Genomic DNA, 21,006 nt, shown 5'->3' on the forward strand with positions numbered 1-21,006 from the left:
CGGGCCCGTCCTACGGTGCGTCCCCCTTTAAAGGGGACGCTCAAGGTTCGCATCTTCCCCCGAGGCCCCGCCACAGCGAAGGCACCCGGGGACGTCGCACGTTTCACAGCAGGTCGTCTTCGGGCTCCGAAGGATCCGCCGTGCCTGCATTCTTCTTTTCGGTGGCCCCACCGGCCGGGGCAGCCGGGGTCTTGGCCGGAGTCTCGGGCGCCTGCGTGGCGGCGCCACCCGCGGGCGTGGCCTGCGGGGCGTTGCCGGTGCCGGAAGCCGGCGTCACGGCGCCGGGCTGCGGAGCCGGGGCGGCCTGCTTCTCCGCGGCCTGCATCTGGGCCTGCTGCTTCTTCTGCAGCTCCTCCATCTGCTTGGCCTGCTCCTCGGCGTGCTTCGCCTCGCGCTTGGCGTTGACGATGGCTTCCGCCTCGCGCAGCAGCCCGAAGACGGGCGCCTCCGCGGAGAGGGCCACGTCGCCGCCGGCCGTGGCGATGTACTGCTTGTACAGCTCCACGGCGCGCTCGGGCGCGTCCTTCACCTTGTGGAGGATGATGGCGCGGTTGAGGCTCACGGCCGCCAGCTGAGGGTCCAGCTTCTCCGCCTCGTCGTACTCCTGCATGGCCTTGTCGAACTGGCCCTGGCCCTTGTAGGCGATGCCGAGGTTGAGGTGCGCGGTGGCGTTCTTCCCGTCCGCCTGGAGGATGCGGCGCAGGTGCTCCTCGGCGCCGGGGTAGTCCTCCGACTCCAGCGCGAGCTGCGCCAGCGCCACGTGCGAGGGCACGTAGTCGTCACGCACCTCCAGCGCCTTCTGGAAGGACATTCGCGCCTCGTCGTGCTTCCCCTCCTTCTGGAGGATGAGGCCCACGGCGTGGTGCAGCTCCGGGTCCGTCGCGTCCAGCTTCACGCCGCGCAGCGCCACCAGCTTCGCCATGGCGAGCTGCTTGCGGTCCAGATAGCTGCGAATCATCACCTTCAGCGCGGTGGTGGAGGCCGGGTCTCTCATCAGCGCGGCGCGGGACAGCTCCATCGCCTTGTCGTGGTCTCCCTGCTGCCGGTAGATCTCCGCGAGCCGGGCGCGCGACTGGGCATCATCGGGGTAGCGCTGCAGCACCTCCTGGTAGAGGGCCACCGCACCGGCCACGTTGCCCGAGTTCTGCTCCATGATGGCCAGGTTCTCCGAGGCCTGGCGCAGCGAGGGCTTCTTCGACAGGGCCTGCTTGTACTGAGCGCGGGCCTCGTCGTTCTTCCCCTGGCGCTCGGCGATGACGCCGAGGTTGTAGTGGGCCTCCGCGAGGTTGACGTCGGACTCCAGCGCCAGCTTGAACTTGCGCTCGAGCGACGGGTAGTCGAAGGCCTTCGCCTTCTTCTGGGAGTCGAACGCCTTCACGGCGTCCTCGAAGCGGGCCTTGGCCGTGTTGGAGATGGGCGCGGCCTCCGGCTCCTTGCCCGTCGTCTGCGACGTGGAGGGGTTCTTCACCGGCGTGGGGCCGGTGGCCTTGGAGGCCGTGCAGCCGACGGCCACGAGCGATGTAGCGACCAGAAGGGAGAACAGGCGCATGGTGTGAGTCTGGGTCCGGTTCATTAGAGGAAGTCCTCCGGCTCCTCGTCGGCGCCGCCCTGCTTGGCGGGCGCGGCACCGTCCTTGGCGGCGGCGGGCTTGGCGTCCACCTGGGTCTCGGTCTGCGAGCGCAGCTGCTGGGTGAGGTCCGCGAGGTCCTCGTTCAGCTCCGCCGCCTTCGCCTTCTGGTCCTCCGCGGCGGCCTTGGGAGCCGGCGGCGGCACGTCCTGGATGGAGGCCAGCAAATCACCACCGATGATCTGCGACCTGCCCTTCAGCGCCACCTTCTCCTCCGGCATGTCCGGGAAGCGGTCCGGCGCGTAGACGGTGCGCAGCATCTTCAGGCTCTCCGCGGAGCAGTCGTTGTAGACGTCCAGCTCGCGGCTCTTGCTCACCGTGGCGGCGAAGGCCTCCGTGGCCTTGTCCTTCAGCGGCTGGGCCTGGTTGGCGAACTCGTCGCGCAGGGCCTGCTGCGCCTCCTCGTCCAGGCCGCGCGGCATGGGCGCGTTGATGACGCGGTCGGCGAAGTGGTCATACGCGAGGCCGATGCGGTTGAGGGCGCAGATGGCGGACTCGGGCGCGCCCAGGGCCACCGTCTGCACGTACTTCTTCTCCACCACCTGCAGCGCCTTGCTCTTGTCCTGGATGCTGGCGCGGAAGCGGTCCGGCGAGGGCGGCGCACCCCAGTACAGCTTCAGCCGCTTGTACTCCTGCCAGTCCAGGTCCACGGAGAGGAACTGCGCCTGGGCGGCGCTGGCCAGCGCCGGCTTCTCCAGCGACGTCTGCACGCGGCGGGGGAGCTGGTCGAAGTGCTCGAAGACGCGCTTGTACATGCGCGCCACGTCGCGCGACTTCCCCATCTTCTTGTAGAGGTCGATGATGCGCGCCTCGGCCGTGAGGAACTTGCTGGCCGAGCGCATGTTGTCGCGCTCGTACTCCTCCAGCATCTTGATGGCGCGCATGCCGCCGCCCGCCTTGCCCGTCAGGTCGATGATGGACAGGCGGATGTCATCCGCGTCCTTCGCCCGGGGCCACAGCTCCAGGTAGTGCTCGCGGTTCTTCAGCGCCGCCTTCATCTGGCCCAGGCCCTCGCGGTAGGTGGCCGCGTTGAAGAGCGCCACCTGCGCCTTGGACTCCTCCCACTTCTGCGGGACGGCGGGCTTCTCGTCGGCGCCCTTCTTGCCGCGCGCCTTGCCGGCGCCCTTCTCCGCGATGTTGCGCTCGTAGCCGCGCACGTAGGCCTCGTAGGTGCCGGCGGCCTCCTCGAAGTCACCGATGGCCTCCTGCGCCTCCGCGTTGGCGTAGATGGAGTCCGGCACGTACTTGGACCGCGGGTACTGCGCGAAGAGGCGCTTGCGGACCTCGATGGTCTTATCGAGCTGCTTCGCCTTGTAGTAGTCGACGGACGCGTTGTAGAGCGCGAGGTCGGCAAGCTCCGTCTGCGGGAAGTCCTTCACGAAGGCGAGGTACGCCTCGGCCGCCTTCTGGAACTCCTTCTTCTCCTCCAGCTGGCTGACGAGCTTGAACGAGGACTGCTCGATGAGCTTGGCCAGGTCGTCGCGGAACTTGCCCACCGCGAGCTTGTCGTTGGCGTAGAAGCGCCGCGCCCACTCGTTCACCTTCGCGTAGTCCTGCAGCAGGTTGTACGAGTCGAGGATGAGGTTGGCCGCGAACTCCGCCGCGCGGTCGCCGTTCTCGAACTTGTACTCGGGGTAGCCGAGCGCAATCTCGCTGAAGCGCAGCACCGCCTCGTCGAAGTGGTTGTGGCGGTAGTAGATGTTGGCCGCCTTGAAGGCGATCTCCACCCGCTTGTCACCCTTGGGCACGTACTTGAGGTAGCGCTCGCACGCGTCGAGCAGCGCCTTCTTCAGCGGGGGGATGGTGATCTTCTTGGTGATGTCCGTGCCCGCCGCCGCGCTCTTGTCCTCACCGCGCGACTCGGCGGCCTTCACCACCTCGTCGTAGGCGAGCACCGCGTTGTAGGCGGCGTTCTGCAGGAACTTGCCCGGCTTGCCCGGCTTCGGCTTGCCCTTGTCGTCCTTGGCCTCCAGCACCTTCGCGTCCTGGAGGACGACGAGCGTGTAGTTGGCCGCGGCCTTCTCGTAGTTCTGCAGGTTGTCGTTGAGGAGCTCGGCCCAGAAGAAGCGCAGGTCATACGCCTTGGGGTTCTCCGGGAAGAGCGTGAGGTAGTCGCTGTACACGGCGTCCGCGTACTTGAACGTCTCCTCGTTGCGCGTCTTCTTGCCCTCGTTGTGCCAGGTGACGGCGAGGTTGGACAGCGTGCGCTCGGACAGCTCCTTCGCCTCGGCGAGCAGCTTCTTGTCCTTGTCGTCCTTGATGACGCCGGAGGACTCGACCTCCTTCATGATCTTCACGAGCCGGCGCACCTGGGCCACGGTGCGCTCCTTGTTGCCCATGCGCAGGATGCAGTCGACGATCTTCCCCTGGAAGCCCGGCGCCTCGGGCGACAGCGGCTTCTCCTTGATGAGGGAGTTGAACGTAATCGCCGCCTCGCGGTCCTTGCCGTCGCCGTAGTACAGGTTGGCGAGCTGCTTCATCATCGTGAAGCGGTCATCCGGGTTGGAGGCCACCTTGCCGAACTCGGCGCGGGCCTGGGCCACGTCACCCTGGTGCGAGTACGCGCGGACGTAGTCGCCGCGCGCCTCGCGCACCAGCGAGCTCTTGCCGCTCTTGCCGCCGTCCTTCTCCACCGCGGCGGCGCCGGCCAGCTCGCCGTAGAGCACCACCGTCTTGAACTTGTCCTTGGCGCCCTCGTAGTCACCCATGTTGAAGTAGCACCAGCCCTGCTTGTAGAGGGCGAAGGCGTACACCTGACTCTCGGGGAACTCGGCGGCCTTCTTGTAGGCCACCAGCGCCTTCTCCAGCTCCGGGCGCTTGCCCTTGGAGTTGTTGAAGTAGTACTCGCCGAACGCGAAGTACGCGTCGGGGATGTACTTGGACTGCGGGTGCTTCTCCACCAGCCGCTTGAAGGCGACGAGCGCCTTGCGCTCCTGGCCGTCCTCCATGAGGTACTGGCCGAGGAAGAAGAGCACCTCGTCGGTGCGCTCGAACTTCGGGTACTCCTGGACGATCTTCGTGTACTGCTCGACGGCGAGCTTGCCGTACTCCTTCTGCTTCGCGACGAACTCCGCCTTCTCCGCCTTGGCGCGCTGCTGGCCCATGGCGTCGTTGCGGTTCATCGCCTGGATGAGCTCGTCGTCCTTCCGGTTGGCCTCGAAGAAGTAGAACTTCGACTCCTCCCAGTAGAACTCACCGAGCCGGAACAGGAGGCTGGGGACCTCCCTCGGATCCGGCGAGAGGGAGATGATCTTCTTCAGCGACTGGATCTGCTCGCGGCGCTTGGAGGCCACCTGCAGCTCCACGCCCAGCCGGAACTGGTCGTACTGGAGCGCGGGGGCGACCTCCTGCTTGTTTTTTTCACGGGTGATGTCACCGGCGAGGGACTTGTCCACCGTGGTGGCGGACTTCCGGCCGAGATCGGCATCGCGCGTGGCTTTCTTTTCCTGTGCAGCAGACGTCGTGGCCAGGAGCACGAGGCAGACGAGGAGCGAACGGCGCATGGTCTTCCTAGTGAGGGGGGACCGGCGTCCCCGGTAGCTTGCCTGCTCGGCAAGTATCCGGGAATCTTCGGGAATTTCCATTCGGGGGTCGCAACTATGCGCGGTTTTCCCGTAGCGGGTCAACCCTGACTGGCCGGCTGCTTCACGAGCGGAAAGCACGCCGGAAAACTTCCAGAAGCGCTGTGAAAAGGGCGGCTTCGGAGTTGCCTTGTCGGACCCAGCAGGTATGGGAGGGCGGTCGGCCGGCTGCTCGGCTGCCCTGTCCTGGAGTGCGTGTCGGATCATGAGTCTGCTCCCCGAGAGCGCCAGCTTCGAAGAACTGGTGCAGGACTACTTCCTCGCGGTGCGCGGTGCGGGGTTGATGCTGTCCGCACTGGACACGGAGCTTTTGACGACCTGGGCCCAGGAGGGCGTTCCCTTCGAAGTGGTGGCGCGGGGCATTGCCCGCTCGGCGGAGAAGGCGATGTGGGACGCGCGGCCCGGAGAGCCGGTGCTGCGCTCGCTGCGCGCGTGCCGGAGGCAGGTGGACGCGGAGATCAAGAAGTACCGCGCCCTGGCGGCGGGCGCAGGTGCCCCGGAGTCGCAGGCGCGGAAGAAAAAGGCCCGCACGTGGGAGGAGACGCGACACGCGCGGCTGTGCGCGGCCCTGGACGACCTGGCGGGGCGGGAAGAGGCCCTGGCGCCCCGGGTGCGGCGCCTCCTCGTCACGGTGCTGGCGCACGTGCCTTGCGAGCCCGCGGCCATGGACGCGCAGGAGGCGCTGTCCTTCCTGCTGCTGCTGCGCGCCCTGCCCTTTTCGGATCGGCTCGCGGTGTGGCGCGAGGCGACGGAGGTGGGACTGGAGCAGCAGGTGATGTCGGCGCGCGCGCGGCGGGTCTCCCGGCGTTTCCGGGTGCTGGTGGCGGTGCGGCGGCGACTGGGCGTGAAGGAAGTGTGAAGCCAGCGCCCGACTGAACGTCGGTTCAGTTGGCGGGCGGGCGCGGGAAGGGTCTGTTAGGGCCATGCGCGACATGGGTGCGAAGGCGATGGGCGAGGCGTGCGGAGTGTGCGGCGGGCGGACCTGGGTGCTCGAGCGGCGCGGAGACGTGGCCCAGGCGCGCGTGTGCGTGTGCTCGGAGAGCTGCTCCGTGTGCGACGGGCGCGGGCACGTGCTGGTGGAGCGCGAGGCCGAGTTCAGCCAGAAGATGGGCCCCCGGCGTTATGAAGTCATGGAGCCGTGCATCTGCACGCGGCGGCGGCGGCGCGTGGCGCTCTTCAACGACGTGGGGCTGCCCGGCGTCGTGTCCCACGCGAGCTTCGACAACTACCGCGCCTTCAACGAGGCGCAGGACCGCGGCCGCGGCGTGGCCATGCACTTCGCCCACGACTACCGCAAGGGTGGCACGAACTCGAAGGGCGACCCGGCGAAGGGCTTCATCCTCAGCGGCCCGGTGGGCACGGGGAAGACGCACCTCATGGCGGCCACGCTGGCGCACCTGGTGCTGGAGGTGGGCATCCGCGCCCGCTACGTGGAGATTTCCCTGCTGTACGCCACCATCCGGCGCGGCTTCCAGGAGGGCAAGAGCGGCGGCGAAATCATCGGCCCGCTGTCGGACGTGGAGGTGCTGGCCATCGACGAGCTGGGCAAGGGACGCGGCAGCCCGTTCGAGATGGAGACGCTCGATGAGCTGATTGCCCGCCGCTACAACGCGGGCCGCACCACGCTGTTCGCGACGAACTACTCGCTGGAGCCGGAGCGCAAGGCCCTGCGCGCACCGGCGGCTCCTCCGGGCTACCGGACGACGGAGGACTCGCGCAACACCGTGCGCGAGGCGGAATTGCTGCGCGAGCGCGTGGGCGAGCGCATCTACAGCCGCCTCTGCGAGATGTGCACCTTCGTGGAGCTGCCTCGCGACACGCCGGACCGGCGCCGCACACGGCAGGAGATGGACGCGCCCATGCACCACGCGCCGGGCGGCCTGCGCAGCGCGGGGCGCTGAGGTCGCACGCGCAATGAATGACATCATCCTCGTCCTCGTCACCGCACCCTCCACCGACAAGGCCGCCGAGCTGGCGCGCACGCTGGTGGAGGAGGAGCTCGCCGCGTGCGGCAACATCGTCCCTGGCGTGCGCTCCATCTACCGCTGGGAGGGCAAGGTCCACGACGAGGGTGAGGTGCTGCTCATCCTCAAGACGCGGGACGTCCTCTTCGAGGCGCTGCGCGCCCGTGTCGTCACGCTGCACCCGTACGAGGTGCCCGAGGTGCTCCGGCTCGACATCACCGACGGCCACGGCCCCTACCTGGCCTGGGTGCGGGACAACGCGCGCTTCACTCCGTGAGCCGTCCCGGCCGCGTCTACGGCGTCGACTCCGACACGGGTCCGGCGGCGACGTGTGGCGCCGCACGCGCCCCCTTGGCGAACACCGGCAGCGTCACGCGGAACGTGCTGCCCTTCCCCACCTCGCTCTCGACGGTGATTTCTCCGCCGTGTGACGCGACGATGCCCTGGCACACCGCGAGCCCCAGCCCCGTGCCCATGCCCACGGGCCGCGTGGTGAAGAACGGGTCGAAGATGCGGTCGAGGTTCTCCGGCGGAATCCCACAGCCGGTGTCCGATACCTCCACCAGCACGCGCTCCGCGCCCAGCGCCCTCGCGCTCACGCGGATGGTGTGGTGCCGCGCGCCGCCCGGCTCGATGGCGTGCGCCGCGTTGAGCAGCAGGTTCAGTATCACCTGACACAACCGCGCCCCGTTGCCGAGCACCGCGGGCGCGTGGTCCACCTCCAGCACCAGCCGCGCGCGCTGGCGGATGAGGTGGATGGCCATCTTCTCCGCGCTGCGCACCACCGCGCCCAGGTCCACCGGCCCGCTCTCCAGGCTGTCCGGCCGGGCGAGGTCCCTCAGCTCGCGGACGATGAGGCGCACCCGCTCCGCGCCCTCTCGCGCCTCGGACAGCGCCAGCCTCAACTCCCTGCGCTGCCGCTCCGCGCAGCCCTCCATCCGGAGCAACTCCTCCTGCCCCCACTCCAGGTTGCTGATGATGAAGGCCAGCGGGTTGTTGATTTCGTGCCCGATGCCGGCCGCGAGCTGCCCCACCGACGCCAGCCGGTCCGCGAACAGCAACTGCGTCTGCGTGGACTGGAGCTGTTGAAGGCTCTCCGTCAGCCGCGTGTTCGTCTGCTCCAACTCCGCCGTGCGCTCGCGCACCGTGGCTTCCAGCAGGGCGTTGTAGCGGCGCGTCTCGCGCTCGGAGGCCTCGGCCTCCTCTCGGGCCCGGCGCTGCCGCTCCGCGATGAGCTCCCTCACCTGCCGCGCCATGCGGTTGAAGGAGCGCGCCAGCAGGCCGTACTCGTCCTCGCGCGACTCGGGGAGGAGCTGCTCGAAGTCGCCCCGGCCCACCCGCTCCGCGCTCGCGACGAAGTCCTTCAGCGTGCGCCGCAGCGGCACGAGCATCGTCAGCGCCAGCCCGCCCACGAAGAGCATGGAGACCAGCGGAAGGACGATGCCCAGCACCTCACCGGCCCGGAAGGCCTGGCCCGTCTCCCGGAGGATGTCCGCCTTCTCGTTGGCCTCGCCCTCCAGCGCGCTCGACAGCAGCGGCTCCACGTCGTGGGTGAACGTGCGGCGCGCGTCGTCGAGGAAGCGCACGCTCTCCTCCGGCTTCACCTCATGCGCGAGCGTGGCCAGGTCCACCATCCAACGGCGCACCACCTGACGCACATGTTCGAGCAGCGCGTCCTCGGTGTCGGACGGCATGCCTCCCGCCGCTTCCTCCTCCTCCGCCAGCGAGCGCATCCGCTGGAAGGCCTCGTCCACCCGCCGCAGCGCCGCGTCCCTGGCTTCGTCCGGGGACCGCCGCGTCTCGATGGTGTCCAGCAGCGACTGCACGTAGAGCGCCGAGTCCAGGCGCAGCTCGCCCAGAATCATCACCTGCGCATCCGCGGCGAGCGCCCGGTCCTGCGCGCGCCGGCCCTGGGTGGAGCTCCGCACGAGCACAACGCCCATCAGCCCCACGAGACCGACGGCGGCGACAGCGAATAGCAGGAACTTGGCGCGGATCGTCATGAGCGGTCTCCGTCAACTCCTTTCGGGTCAACGCCACACCGAAGGCCGTCGGGCGCCCTCCAGCAGACCACTTCTGATGACTTGATAACAATATGGGGAGACCCGAGGACAAGGCCGGACCTCAAAGGGGTCCGCCCCCAGTCCAGAAAGACCCGGGAACGGACTGGAGGTCGTGCATCACCAGCATGTCCGGGAAGTGCGCTCCAACCCGCGAGTCGCACGGGACGCGCTGCTCACCGAGTCGAAGGTGACGCAGGACGTCCGGTGTCCATCAAGGCCGGCCATGAGCCGCGCGCCCGGCTGGCTGCGCGCCCGCTTCGACGTCCCGCGGGCGTTGCCAACGCACCGCCGTCAGCGTCTCTCGCACTGCGTCACCGCGCCCTGCCGGCTGAGTGCTGTCTTCAAACTCTCGCGAGCGTTGTCAACGCACCGCTGTCAGTGCCGCTCGCATTGCGCCACGGCGCGCAGCAGCCCGTTGCCGGAGTCCGCCACGTAGAGTCGGCCGTCCGGCCCCACCGCCAGGCCCGCCGGGAGGACGAAGCTCGCGTGCTCGCCCGGTCCGTCGGCGTTGCCGTAGCGTCCGCTGCCCGCCATCGTCGTCACCTGCTTCGGCGAGCCGTCGTCATCGAAGAGGATGCGCCGCACGCGGTAGTTGCCCGGGTCCGACACCGCGACGGAGCCATCCGGCAGCACCGCGATGCCCAGGTACGGGAGGAACTGCGCCGTGTCCGGCTTGCCATCGCGGAAGCCCGGCGTGGTGCCCGCCACCACCGACGTCACGCCGTTGCGGATGCGCACCACGCGCGCCATGCCCGTCTCCACCACGTAGAGCGTTGCGCCATCCGCTGACACCGCCACCGCGGACGGCCGGTACATCCAGTCCCCCTGCAGCGTCGTCACCGGGTTGCCGAGCGCCACCAGGTCGATGCGGCGAATCACGCCATTGTTCAGGTCCGCCACCAGCAGCCCGGTACCGTCCGGAGTGAGTGCCAGCCCCGCCGGCTGGTTGAAGGCCGCGCCCCTCGCGGGCCCGTCCTGCATGCCCGGCGTCGTGCCGGCGAAGACCTCGGCCTTGCCTCCGTCCGCGGGGATGCGGCGGATGACGTGCGCGTCCGTGTCCGCGACGTAGATGTTGCCCGCCGCATCCGCCGCGATGCCCATGGGCCCGTCCAGCCCCGTGAGCACCGTACGCACCGTGCCGTCCGGCGCCACGCGCTTCACCGCGTTGCCGAGTCCGTCGGCCACGGCCCACCCGCCATCCGGCAGCGCCGCCACCGCCACCGGTGCGCCGAGCGCGTCCGCGGCCACCGGCGCTCCCGGACGGGGCCGCTTGCCGGACGGGCCCGCAACCGTCTCGACGTGGGGCGAGAAGGGCCCCTGCGCCGGGGTGACGTTCTTCCGCTGGAACTCCACCAGCCCCTCCGGCACCGGCCGGCCCAGTGCCGTGTAGAGCACGTTGGCGAAGATGCGCGCGGCGCGCGGGTCCGCCATGTCCTCGGCGGCCAGCGTGCGCACGAAGTCGATGCCACCCGCGGAGAAGACGTACGCGGGCCCCTGCTTGCGCACCACCATGTGGCCGAACCCGAAGGCCCGCTGGAGCGACAGCGCCGGAGACTCCGCCAGCACGTCCACGCCCCGAGGCGTGGCGCCGTTGTCCGCGAGCTGGTCCAGCTCGTAGCCGTTGGCCATCCACAGCGTGTCACCCGCCTTCAGCCCCGTGCCCTCCAGCGCCCAGTGGTTGGGCGCGGTGATGACAGCGGGGAAGCCGAACTGGTGCCAGCGGCTGGAGAACTGCACGCCGAACAGCGCGTTCTCCGGACGGCCCACCGGCCCGTCGCGGAACTTCACCGTGCGCCGCGAGTCCTTGAACGGGTCATCCTCGTGGCCCTTGTAGCAGGTGACGATGCGGCGCGGCCGCCCGTCCGCCGCGGGCTCCAGGCGCACCTGCCAGTACGCGTTGTTCGCGCCCAGGTTGATGACCGAGCGCCCCTCCGCCAGTGCACGGTCCGCGTGGTCCCTGTCCTTCGCGGACCAGTACTCGTCGTGCCCGGAGATGACGAACGCCTTCGCCCCGGCCAGGAAGTCGTAGCTGGCGTCCAGGTCCTCGTCGGTGAAGTAGCCCACGTCCAGTCCCTGCGCCTCCAGCCACTGCACGAGGCTGATGTCGTCCGTCAGCAGGTGCCCGGTGCCCTGTCCCCGGTGGTACGGCCTGTCGTAGGACGAGCGGAAGGCGCGGCCGACGCCGTGCGGCTTCATCACCTGGTACTTGTCGTCATAGAGGCTGGTGCCGCCCCACGTGTTGTAGGCGGCCCACGTCGCGGTGGGCATCAGCACCGCCACCTCCGCGCGCGGATTGGCGTCGCGCACGAAGAAGGGCACGTAGCGCTGGTAGCGGTCCTCGCGCACCAGCTTCACCACGTACACGCCTCGCACCCAGTCCGCGCCGATGGGAATCTCCAGCGACGGCGCCCACGTGCACGCAATGACGCCCGTGTCCGGGTCCGTGGGGCACTCCGCCTGCTTCACGCCCTTCAGCGGACCGCCGCGCGCCACCTCTCGGCCACCCGCGCCGCCGTAGTGGCCCAGCCGGTACACGAACCAGCGGTAGCTCTTCGCCACGGACAGGGACACCGCGACGCGCAGCGTGTCGCCCTGCTTCACCGTCGCTTCGAGCGCGTAGCCCTCGATTTCGTTCGAGTTGGCGACCCTGTCGCCGACGTCGCGGTTGATGCGCCACGCCGTCGTCCCGGGGCGCTGGTTCTCCTTGCGCACCGCTTCCTCGTCTCGCGGCGGCGGCTCCGGCTGCGGGCCGGCGTCCGTCTCTTCCGGTCCACCGTCGGGGCCGTCAACACCACCATCCGTGCCAGCGTCGACGATGCCGGGGTGGAAGCCGCCATCGCCTCCATCGTGGCCGTCCTCCAGGGGCGGCTCGTCGTGGCGGTCGCCCATGTCCGGGCGCTCGGGTGCGGGCTGCTCATGACAGCCGCCCCAGGCGCACAGCAGGGCCAGTCCACACGCCACCATCCACCACCGGGTTCCCCGTGCCATCCCGTCCTCCACCCCACGGTGTTCAGGACACGAGGGTAGGCACGAACCCACCGATGGGAAGCGGGGGGCCCATACCGGGGGCGGGAAGAGCAACACTCCACCCCCGGCACACCCCATGTGGGCAACAGGCTACCCGCCGAGGAGCTCCCGGTGCACCCGGGCCGTCAGCGGCTTCAGGTGGTTCTTGTCCACCAGCAACGTGAGCTGCAGCGGCGAGGTGTGGACGGCGTACACCCGCGCCCCCAGCTCCTCCGCAGCCGTCAGCGCCCGGCGCAGCGGCACCCAGTCCGCGTTCAGCCCCACGCCCACGGCGGTGACGGTGCCCAAATCCTCCCGCCAGGACACCGCCTCGCCGAAGCGCGTGGTCAAATCCTTGCGCAGCGCATCCACCCCGTGGATGTCCGCCAGCGGCACGGCGATGGCCGTGTGCTTCGCCCCCTGCGCCGGCCCGTCGAAGCCGAGCGTCCGGCCGCGCACCCCGCGCGCGTCGAGGAACTCCAGCAGCTCCGCCAGCCGCACCTGTTCGGAGGCGGACAGCACCGCCATCTCTGGCTCGGCGGTGACGCCCTTCACCCGGTTGTCGGCGGGGCCGGCCAGCTCCTGCACCACCGTGCCCGTGCCCTGCCCGTGGGCCGTGCGGGCCAGAATCGCGATGCCGCGCGACTTGGCCCACTCCACCGCCTGCGCGTTGAGCACCTTGGCGCCCGCGCTCGCCAGCTCCTGCATCTCGTCGTAGCTCAGCGACTCCAGCTTGCGCGCGTCCGGCACCACGCGCGGGTCCGCGCTGAAGATGCCGTCCACGTCCGAGTAGATTTCACACGCCTCCGCGTCCAGCGCGGCCGCCAGCGCCACCGCCGTCGTGTCCGAGCCGCCGCGCCCCAGCGTCGTCACTTCCTTCTTGTGGGACACGCCCTGGTAACCCGCGACGATGACCACCCTGCCCCGCGCCAGCTCGTCGTGGATGCGGTACGGCCGCACCTCGACGATGCGGGCCTGCGCGTGCGCGTCGGTGGTGATGATGCCGCTCTGACTGCCGGTGAAGCTGATGGCCGGCACCCCCATCTCCTGGAGGGCCATGGACAACAGCGCCATGGAGATGCGCTCCCCACACGTCAGCAGCATGTCCAGCTCGCGCCGGGGCGGGTCCTCGGACACGCTCTTGGCCAGGGACAGCAACTCGTCCGTGGTGTCGCCCATGGCGCTCACCACCACCACCACCTGATAGCCCGCGTCGCGCTTCTCCCGCACGCGCCCCGCCACCTTGCGAATCTTCTCCACGTCGGCGACCGAGGAGCCGCCGTACTTCTGAACCACGATTGGCATAAACGCCTCACTACCCCTGTTCGGCGTGTCCGGAAAACCGCACCGGAGGCCCCTGATGCAGGAGTCCGGCCAGCAGGGCAAGCCCACTCGCCGGGTATGGGGGCTCGCCTTGACACGGGGAAGTCGGCTTTTATATTCGCGCGCCTTTTTCCGAGACCGTCAGGCGAACACGCTCAACGGCCGGCGGCCCTGGGCTTGTCGCTTCTTCACGGGAGCCTTCCCATGCCGATGATCGAGGTACAGCACCTCACCAAGCGCTACCGCGACCGGGTTGCCGTGGAGGACCTCACCTTCAGTGTCGAAGAGGGTGAGATTCTCGGCTTCCTCGGGCCCAACGGCGCGGGCAAGTCCACCACCATGAAGATTCTCACCGGCTTCCTGCCGCCCTCGGCGGGCACGGCGCGGGTGGGAGGCTTCGACGTCTTCGAGCAGCCGCTGGAGGTGAAGCGGCGCATCGGCTACCTGCCGGAGACTCCGCCGCTCTACCCGGAGATGACGGTGCGCGGGTACCTCAAGTTCGTGGCGTCCCTGAAGGGGCTGCCCGGGCGCGGCATCAAGGCGGAAGTGGAGCGGGTGGCCGGCCTCACCGGCGTGACGCACGTCCTGGACCGCGTCATCCAGAACCTCTCCAAGGGCTACAAGCAGCGCGTCGGCATCGCCCAGGCGCTGCTCGGCTCGCCGCCGGTGCTCATCCTCGACGAGCCCACCGAGGGCCTGGACCCCGCGCAGCGCGCCGAGGTCCGCGCCCTCATCAAGGGGCTGGCCGGCAAGCACACCGTCATCCTCTCCACGCACATCCTCCCGGAGGTGACGATGACCTGCGAGAAGGTCCTCATCATCAACCAGGGGAAGATTGTCGCCTACGACGAGATCCGCAAGCTGGCCAGCCTCCACGGCCCCGCGGACAGCACGTCGCTGGAAGAGGTCTTCATCAAGCTGACCGCCGCCTGAGCCGGCGCCCCTTCCTCATAGGAAACCATCCATGCGAACCGCCCTGGCGATTGCCCGCAAGGAGCTGTCCATCTACTTCACCACCCCGTGGGCCTACGTGGTCTTCACGGCGATGGTGGCGCTGTCGTCGTTCTTCTTCGTGAACCTGCTGCAGACCTTCAAGCAGGCGCAGGACATGGCGCGGCTGGCGGGCTGGGAGGCGATGGGCCCGGACGCCGCCGTGTACCGCAACCTCACCGACGGCGTGGTGGTGCAGCTGTGGGGCACCATCCTCATCATCACCCTCTTCGTGGCGCCCTTCCTCTCCATGCGGCTGTTCGCCGAGGAGAAGCGCAACAAGACCTTCGAATTGCTGATGACGGCGCCGGTGCGGCCCATCGAAATCGTGGTGGGCAAGTACCTCGGCGGGCTGGGCGTCATCTCCGCCACGCTGGGGCTCACCATCGTCTTCCCGCTGCTCCTGGCCGCCTTCGGCAAGGCCGAGTCCGGCACCGCGCTGGAGTGGTCCACGGTGCTGCTGGGCTACGGCGGGCTGCTGGTGTGGGGCGCGACGTGCATGGCGGTGGGGCTGTTCATCTCCGCGCTGACGGAGAGCCAGATGCTGGCGGCCCTCCTCACGTTCGTGGTGCTCCTGCCGTGGATGCTCCTGTCCGGCGTGGCGCAGGCGACGGAGGAGCCGCTGCGCTCGGTGCTGAACTACCTGTCCTTCGACTCGCAGCTCCAGAACATGCTCAAGGGGGTGATGGACGTGCAATCACTGGTGTTCTTCGCCTCGGTCATCGTCTTCTCTCTGCTGCTCACCCACCGCACGGTGGAAGCGCAGCGCTGGGCCTGAACCGTCATGAAAGCGTCCAACATCGGAAAGGTGCTGGGAGCCTTCGGACTCCTGCTGTTCCTGTCGACTCCCGTCACGCTGTTCATCACCTCGGGCAGCCTCTGGGCCAGCGCGGTGAAGGCGGGCCTCGGCGTGTTGCTGCTCGGCGCGTACTTCGCCACCAACTTCAAGCAGTTCGGCCAGTTCGCCTCGCGCCGCTCCAGCTTCTTCTTCGCCACCACCGTGCTCACCGCGCTGGTGGTGCTGGGCGGCCTGGTGGCGGTGAACTACATCGCCCACAAGAAGAACCAGCGCTGGGATTTGACGAAGGAGAAGATCTACACGCTGGCGCCGCAGACGACGTCGGCCCTGGCCTCGCTGCCGGACAAGGTGCGCGCCATCGGCTTCATCCCGCCCACGCACCCGTACTACGGCCGGCTGGATGAGCTCTTCCAGCGCTACCGCGACCAGGCGCCAGAGAAGTTCGAGTACTCGTTCAAGGACCCGAACCGCAACCCGGACCTGGCCGCGAAGTACCAGCTCAAGGCGGGCCAGACGACGGTGGTGCTGGTGCGCGGCGAGGGCGCGAGCGAGTCGCACACCACGCTCAACGCCGTGTCCGAGCAGGACCTGACCAACGCCCTCGTGAAGCTGTCCGCGGTGGGGACGCAGAAGGTCTACTTCGTCACCGGCCACGGCGAGTGGCCGTTGGAGAAGGAGCTGGCGCCGCCCACGGACCCGGGCGGGAGCCTGTCCGAGCTGGTGCGGCAACTGAAGCAGGAGGGCTACACGCCGGAGGCGCTCAACCTCGTGGGCAAGACGGAGGTGCCGAAGGACGCCTCGGTGCTCGTCATCGCGGGGGCGCGCACGCCGTACACGAAGCCGGAGGTGGAGGTGCTCCAGAAGTACCTCGCCTCGGGCGGGCGGATGCTCTACTTCGCGGACGCGGGGCTGGAGGACGACCTGGACTCGCTGCTGGCCGAGTACGGCGTGCAGGTGGATGACGGCATCGCCGCGGACGCGCAGTTCAACAGCGGCAACCCGTACGTGATTCTGTCGCTGTTCTACGGCGAACACGACATCGTCAAGCCGCTGAAGTCGCGCGGGCTGAACATCGAGTTCCCCACCGCGCGCAGCCTCACCACGCTGCGCTTCGGACTCGTCCCCGGCGTGAAGGTGGACCCGGTGGTGCTCACCTCGCAGTACGGCTGGGTGGAGACGAAGCCGGATGAAAACGCAGTGCCGTCCGACGGCGAGAAGACGGGCCAGCTCACGCTGGTGGCGGCCGCCACGCGCGACACGAGTGACGCGCAGGACAAGCGCTTCGACGAGGCGCGGCTGGTGGTGGTGGGTGACTCGGAAATCCTCCTGGACCCGAACTGGGGGCACGAGCCCAACCGCAACCTGGTGATGAACGCGCTGGGCTGGGCGTCCAACCAGGTGCAACGCATCACCATCCGCCCGCCGGACCGCGCGGTGTCCACGATAGAGCTGGACGCGGCGTCGATGGACGGCCTCCGCCTGGTCTCCACGGACCTGCTGCCCCTGTCCCTGCTGGGCATGGGGCTGGCCATCTGGCTCTCGAGGCGCAACAAGTGAGCCCGGCACAGAAGAACCTGGTGACGCTGCTGGCCTTCACCGTCGTGGCGGGCGGCCTGGGGTTCTACGCGTGGTACGGCGTGAAGGAGCCCGAGGAACGCGAGGCCGAGCGCAAGCAGGTGTCGGAGCAGCTCTTCGCCGCGAACGAGCCCGGCGCGAAGGGTGAGGACGGCGGCGCTACGCCTCCGCCCGTCTTCACGAAGCTCACGGTGAAGTCCAGCGGCGGCACCACGGAGCTGGTGCGCGAGCAGAACGGCACGTGGCGCGTCACCGCCCCCGTGTCCACCGGCGCGGAGGCCGCGGCGGTGGAGGCGCTGACGAGCACGCTGAGCTCGTCACGGCTCACCACCACCGTGGAGGAGTCACCCACCGACGCGGACCTGGAGAAGTACGGGCTGAAGACGCCCGTCTTCTCGGTGACGGCCACGGGGTACGTGGGAGACGCGAAGAACGAGCGCACGGTGACGCTGTACGGCGGCATCGAGAACACCTTCGACGGCTCCGTCTACGTGCGCCGCGAGGGGGACCCGAAGGTGTACGCCGCGCCAGGCTCGGTGCGCTGGTCGCTGGACAAGGACACCTTCGCGCTGCGCTCGAAGGAGTTCCTCGGGCCTTTGGAAGAACCCTCGTTCCAGGGCATCGAGGTGAAGGCGAAGTCGAACGCGTACCTGCTGACGCGCGACGCGGGTGGGACGGGGTGGCGGCTGGTGAAGCCGGTGTCGGTGTCCGCGGACGAGGTGAAGGTTGCGGACCTGCTGACGGCGCTGAAGGAGCAGCGGGCGCTGTCCTTCCCGGTGGACTCGGCGGAGACGCGCCGGAAGCTGGGACTGGAGACGCCGGTGGTGGACGCGCGCTTCACGCCGGCAACCGGCGAGCCGGTGCGCCTGCGGCTGTCACAGGTGACGGAGGACGGGGCGACGAAGGTCTACGCGCTGCGCGAGCAGGGACCGCGGGCGCTGCTGGGCGAGGTGCCGGAGAACGCGCTGTCCATCCTGGACGTGGGCGTGCCTGACTTGAAGGACAAGCGCGTGCTGGCCTTCAAGCGTGAGGACGTGAAGCGGATGGTGTTCCATCCGGGCGGCGGCGCGGAGCCGATTACCGTGGTGAGCGTGGCGGGCGCGGACGGCGGCGCCGGAGTGTGGGAGGTGGAGTCGCCGAAGAAGGGCAAGGCGAAGCACTTCCGGGTGCTGTCGGTGCTGGGCGCGCTGGACATGTTCAAGGCCTCGGGCTTCGGCGAGGCGAAGCCGAAGAACTGGGCGAAGTACGGCATCACCGACGCGTCGCGAGGCGTGGTGCTCCAGGGCTCGGACGGGAAGGAGCTGGCGCGCCTGTGGCTGGGCAACGAGGTGAAGGACAAGGCCGGCACGGTGTATGCGCGCGGCTCCGGGCCCGAGGTGCTGGAGGTGTCAGCAACCTACGTGGAGCTGCCCAACAAGCTGGAGGACGTGCTGGAGGCGCCACCCTCCCCCGCTGCCGTGGACGGCGGGCCCGACGCCACCGCGACGCCCACGCCCTGAGCGTCGCTACGGGAGCGCGTGAGGCCACACGCGCTCCGCCGCTCACATCCGCTCGGGCTCGATGATGCCGGCGAACGGCTCCCAGCTGTCTTCCATGGTGGCGTAGTTGTCGGTCAATTCCTCGCCCTCGGCGATGTCCCGGAGGGCCAGGGTGTACTGGCGCGTGGGGTCATTGCCGCAGTTCGGCTGGGGCGAGTGGTTCATGAACCGCGCATGGTCACCGCACAACACCAGCGTGCCCCGGTCGCTGTACGCGTAGCGGGACAGGAAGGCCTTCATCATCGGCGGCATCGACTTCACGTCCTCGGGCGTGAAGCGCTGGTCCACAGGCGGGTCGAAGCCCCAGATGACCGTACCCTTCGCAATGGGAGCGCCCGCGAACAGACCGATGCCGTGGATGCCTGATTGAGCGATGTACGTCTTCACACGCAGCATGGGGATGTGTGCCCTCGGCGCGCGGGACTCCGATGCCCCTGCATCGTCCGGTCCGCGTCTCCGTCCGCAAAGCTATCCATGCAGGCCTCACGGATGAAGGGCAATTCAGCAGCACCGTCTCCGAGGCGTGGGTGGCCGGATACCTCGTCAGCGAGTCCTTTCATTAACCAACGGTGGAGTCATGCAACGTCAGAGGGGCTTCGGGCGCGTCAGTGCAGCGTCCTGCCCTCGGGCGAGTCGGTGAAGCGGCCGTAGTCTTCGTCCACCTGGTCCGCGTAGGCGCAGGCGAAGTCGGCGATGGCCTCGTCGAAGCAGGTGCCGCCGCCCAGGTAGCCGGCGATGGCGGCGGCGTCTCCCGTGCGCGCGTGGGCGCGGGCCAGCGTGGCGCCGCAGGACTCCGCGTATTCGAGAAGCACGTCCGGCTCCATCTTCTCCACGTCCAGTGAGCCCTTCATGTCGCGAAGCTGCCGGACGTAGAAGGCGCCCATCCCCTCCACCTCCGTCCACCCGAGGAACAGGTCCGACACGGCCTGCATCCGCTTCTGCCCCACCACCACACGCTCGCCGTGGCTGTGGAAGCCGCTCGGCCCGAGGTGCGGCTCCAGCACGGAGGCCTGTGCCTCCTTCACCTGGAGCACCAGTGGGTCATCGGCGCCATTGCCCTCGCAGAACACCACGTAGGCCTGGAGCCCCACGCTGCCCACGCCCACCACCTTGAAGCCCCACTCGCGCTGCCGGTACCGCAGGCAGAGGTCCCGCATGGCGCCGTCCAGCGAGGACAGGTAGCCCACTGCCAGCCGCTTCATCCGCCGTCGCAGCTCCGTCGCGGAGATGCCCATCTTCACCGTGGCCAGCGGGAAGAGCAGCGGCGGCTGGAAGGCGAGGTGCCGCTGGCCGTCACGCTCCTCGGTGAGCTTCTCCACCGCGTGCGCGCTGGTGTGGCGGAGGGCCTTCTCCACGGCCTGCTGAGCGAGCCCGTCCGGACTGGCGCAGTCGCGGATGAGCTGCTTCGCGTCCACGCCCTGGGACCAGACCTCCAAGAGTCCCTGCGGCGCCAGCTCCCGCATCATCCGCCGGTAGGCCTTCACCGCGTGCCGGGCCGCCTTGCGTCCGCAGCCGAGCCCGTTGCGCCGCGACGCCACCACACAGCTCGCCGCCAGTCGCTTCACGTCCCACTCGAAGGGGCCGGGCAGCGTCTCGTCGAAGTCGTTGAGGTCGAAGATGAGGCGCCGCTCCGGCGTGCCGAAGAGGCCGAAGTTGGCCAGGTGCGCGTCCCCGCAGAGCTGGCTGCGCAGGCCGCTCACCGGAGTGCGGGACAGGTCTCTCGCCATGACGAAGGGCGTGCCCCGGAGGAACGCGAAGCTCGACTCCGCCATGCGCTCGTGGCGCACGGGCACGAGCCACGGCAGTCGCGTTGCGTCCGAGCGGCGGAGCTGCTCCAGCGGGTCTCTTCCCCGAAAGGGCTTCCACGTCGCGTGCGCGCTCCGGGGACAGCGCTTGCGCAGGGCACGCCCCGCGGCCATGCGCTCGTCGACGCTCCGGAAGTCGCCCCGGGACAGCAGCGAGGGCCTTCGGCCACGGGGGCCGCGGCGGACCTGCTGCTGCTCGGCGGATACCAGGGGGACCTTCGCGTCCCCCAGCTCTGCGGATGGGTCGTCCTCCATGGCGCGCGTTCCCCTTCGAGGAAGGTGGGCTCGGTGCAGGAGAACAGGAAGCTCCCGGCCTGGGGAGCGCTGCCTGCCTGCCCGCTCCGCGCGGCGCTTACTGTGTGGAGGGCGGCAGTTGCGGCGGAGGCGGCACCTCGCGGATGTGCGCCCGCGCGGAGCGCTTCTCCATGACACCGAGCGCGACATCCATCGTCTTGCCGGCCACGCGGTTCACCAGGCGGAACATCCCGTACGAGGTGGACAGGGCCAGGTCATGCAGCTCCTGGAGGCGGCGCACGGGGGCATCCAGCGGACGAATCCTGCGCAGCATCCGGAAGGGCACCGCCGCCATGCGCCGGTGGACGCCCTCGACGGCCGTGGCGCCCTTGTCCACCACGTCCTGCACCCGGAACTTCAGCCCACGCCAGCGCTTCATCATGGGGATGCCTCTTCGAACCGGGACTGGAACAGCGCAGCACCTCGTGGAGCCACCCTGAC

Annotated in this window: 15 protein-coding genes; 7 read left to right on the plus strand and 8 right to left on the minus strand. The window is 69.2% G+C overall.

Annotated features, from left to right (window positions below):
* Positions 1 to 103 precede the first annotated feature (103 nt).
* Both gltE and ACVTJA_RS35460 read right to left on the minus strand, forming a co-directional pair.
* Positions 104 to 1,573: an adventurous gliding motility TPR repeat lipoprotein GltE gene (gene gltE / locus ACVTJA_RS35455; RefSeq protein ID WP_465826373.1), complete on the minus strand. Its 1,470-nt coding sequence runs from the start codon at positions 1,571 to 1,573 to the stop codon at positions 104 to 106.
* On the minus strand, positions 1,573 to 5,130 hold the full coding sequence (locus ACVTJA_RS35460; RefSeq protein WP_465826374.1) for a tetratricopeptide repeat protein: 3,558 nt from the start codon (positions 5,128 to 5,130) through the stop codon (positions 1,573 to 1,575). The genes gltE and ACVTJA_RS35460 overlap by 1 nt, the downstream gene beginning before the upstream one ends.
* Before the next feature lie 283 nt (positions 5,131 to 5,413).
* Here ACVTJA_RS35460 and ACVTJA_RS35465 point away from each other — a divergent pair, with 283 nt between their 5' ends.
* The 3 genes from ACVTJA_RS35465 to cutA all read left to right on the plus strand — a co-directional run bounded on the left by ACVTJA_RS35465 (position 5,414) and on the right by cutA (position 7,449).
* Positions 5,414 to 6,067, plus strand: coding sequence for a hypothetical protein (locus ACVTJA_RS35465; RefSeq protein ID WP_465826376.1), 654 nt, complete (start codon positions 5,414 to 5,416; stop codon positions 6,065 to 6,067).
* A 73-nt stretch (positions 6,068 to 6,140) separates the two neighbouring features.
* Positions 6,141 to 7,109: an ATP-binding protein gene (locus ACVTJA_RS35470; RefSeq protein WP_465840596.1), complete on the plus strand. Its 969-nt coding sequence runs from the start codon at positions 6,141 to 6,143 to the stop codon at positions 7,107 to 7,109.
* 13 nt (positions 7,110 to 7,122) lie between these two features.
* Positions 7,123 to 7,449: a divalent-cation tolerance protein CutA gene (gene cutA, locus ACVTJA_RS35475; RefSeq protein ID WP_465826378.1), complete on the plus strand. Its 327-nt coding sequence runs from the start codon at positions 7,123 to 7,125 to the stop codon at positions 7,447 to 7,449.
* 16 nt (positions 7,450 to 7,465) lie between these two features.
* Here the strand turns inward: cutA and ACVTJA_RS35480 are convergent, their stop codons facing one another.
* The 3 genes from ACVTJA_RS35480 to ACVTJA_RS35490 form a co-directional block, all read right to left on the minus strand.
* The gene (locus ACVTJA_RS35480) at positions 7,466 to 9,175 is read right to left on the minus strand and encodes a sensor histidine kinase (protein ID WP_465826381.1); all 1,710 of its coding nucleotides are present in this window, start codon (positions 9,173 to 9,175) and stop codon (positions 7,466 to 7,468) included.
* A gap of 435 nt (positions 9,176 to 9,610) precedes the next feature.
* Positions 9,611 to 12,223 (minus strand): N,N-dimethylformamidase beta subunit family domain-containing protein, encoded by a 2,613-nt coding sequence (locus ACVTJA_RS35485; protein WP_465826384.1) that lies wholly within the window; start codon positions 12,221 to 12,223, stop codon positions 9,611 to 9,613.
* 129 nt (positions 12,224 to 12,352) lie between these two features.
* Positions 12,353 to 13,546 (minus strand): aspartate kinase, encoded by a 1,194-nt coding sequence (locus ACVTJA_RS35490; protein ID WP_465826387.1) that lies wholly within the window; start codon positions 13,544 to 13,546, stop codon positions 12,353 to 12,355.
* A gap of 228 nt (positions 13,547 to 13,774) precedes the next feature.
* Here ACVTJA_RS35490 and ACVTJA_RS35495 point away from each other — a divergent pair, with 228 nt between their 5' ends.
* From ACVTJA_RS35495 to ACVTJA_RS35510, 4 genes are read left to right on the plus strand one after another with little or no spacing between them, the layout of a single operon-like run.
* Complete coding sequence (locus ACVTJA_RS35495; RefSeq protein ID WP_465840597.1) at positions 13,775 to 14,497, plus strand: ABC transporter ATP-binding protein; 723 nt, start codon at positions 13,775 to 13,777, stop codon at positions 14,495 to 14,497.
* Positions 14,498 to 14,528: 31 nt separating this feature from the next.
* Positions 14,529 to 15,332, plus strand: a complete 804-nt coding sequence (locus ACVTJA_RS35500) for an ABC transporter permease (protein ID WP_465826389.1) — start codon at positions 14,529 to 14,531, stop codon at positions 15,330 to 15,332.
* A gap of 6 nt (positions 15,333 to 15,338) precedes the next feature.
* Positions 15,339 to 16,910, plus strand: coding sequence for a GldG family protein (locus ACVTJA_RS35505; protein ID WP_465826392.1), 1,572 nt, complete (start codon positions 15,339 to 15,341; stop codon positions 16,908 to 16,910).
* A complete protein-coding gene (locus ACVTJA_RS35510; RefSeq protein ID WP_465826394.1) occupies positions 16,907 to 18,427 on the plus strand; it encodes a DUF4340 domain-containing protein in 1,521 nt (506 codons plus the stop codon). Before ACVTJA_RS35505 ends, ACVTJA_RS35510 begins: the two co-directional genes overlap by 4 nt.
* 42 nt (positions 18,428 to 18,469) lie before the next feature.
* Here the strand turns inward: ACVTJA_RS35510 and ACVTJA_RS35515 are convergent, their stop codons facing one another.
* The 3 genes from ACVTJA_RS35515 to ACVTJA_RS35525 form a co-directional block, all read right to left on the minus strand.
* Positions 18,470 to 18,862 (minus strand): SET domain-containing protein, encoded by a 393-nt coding sequence (locus ACVTJA_RS35515; RefSeq protein ID WP_465826398.1) that lies wholly within the window; start codon positions 18,860 to 18,862, stop codon positions 18,470 to 18,472.
* A 209-nt stretch (positions 18,863 to 19,071) separates the two neighbouring features.
* Positions 19,072 to 20,526, minus strand: coding sequence for a DUF2252 domain-containing protein (locus tag ACVTJA_RS35520; RefSeq protein WP_465826402.1), 1,455 nt, complete (start codon positions 20,524 to 20,526; stop codon positions 19,072 to 19,074).
* 97 nt (positions 20,527 to 20,623) lie between these two features.
* The gene (locus ACVTJA_RS35525; RefSeq protein ID WP_465826404.1) at positions 20,624 to 20,947 is read right to left on the minus strand and encodes a hypothetical protein; all 324 of its coding nucleotides are present in this window, start codon (positions 20,945 to 20,947) and stop codon (positions 20,624 to 20,626) included.
* Positions 20,948 to 21,006: the final 59 nt, after the last annotated feature.

This window comes from Pyxidicoccus sp. M6, assembly GCF_055568925.1.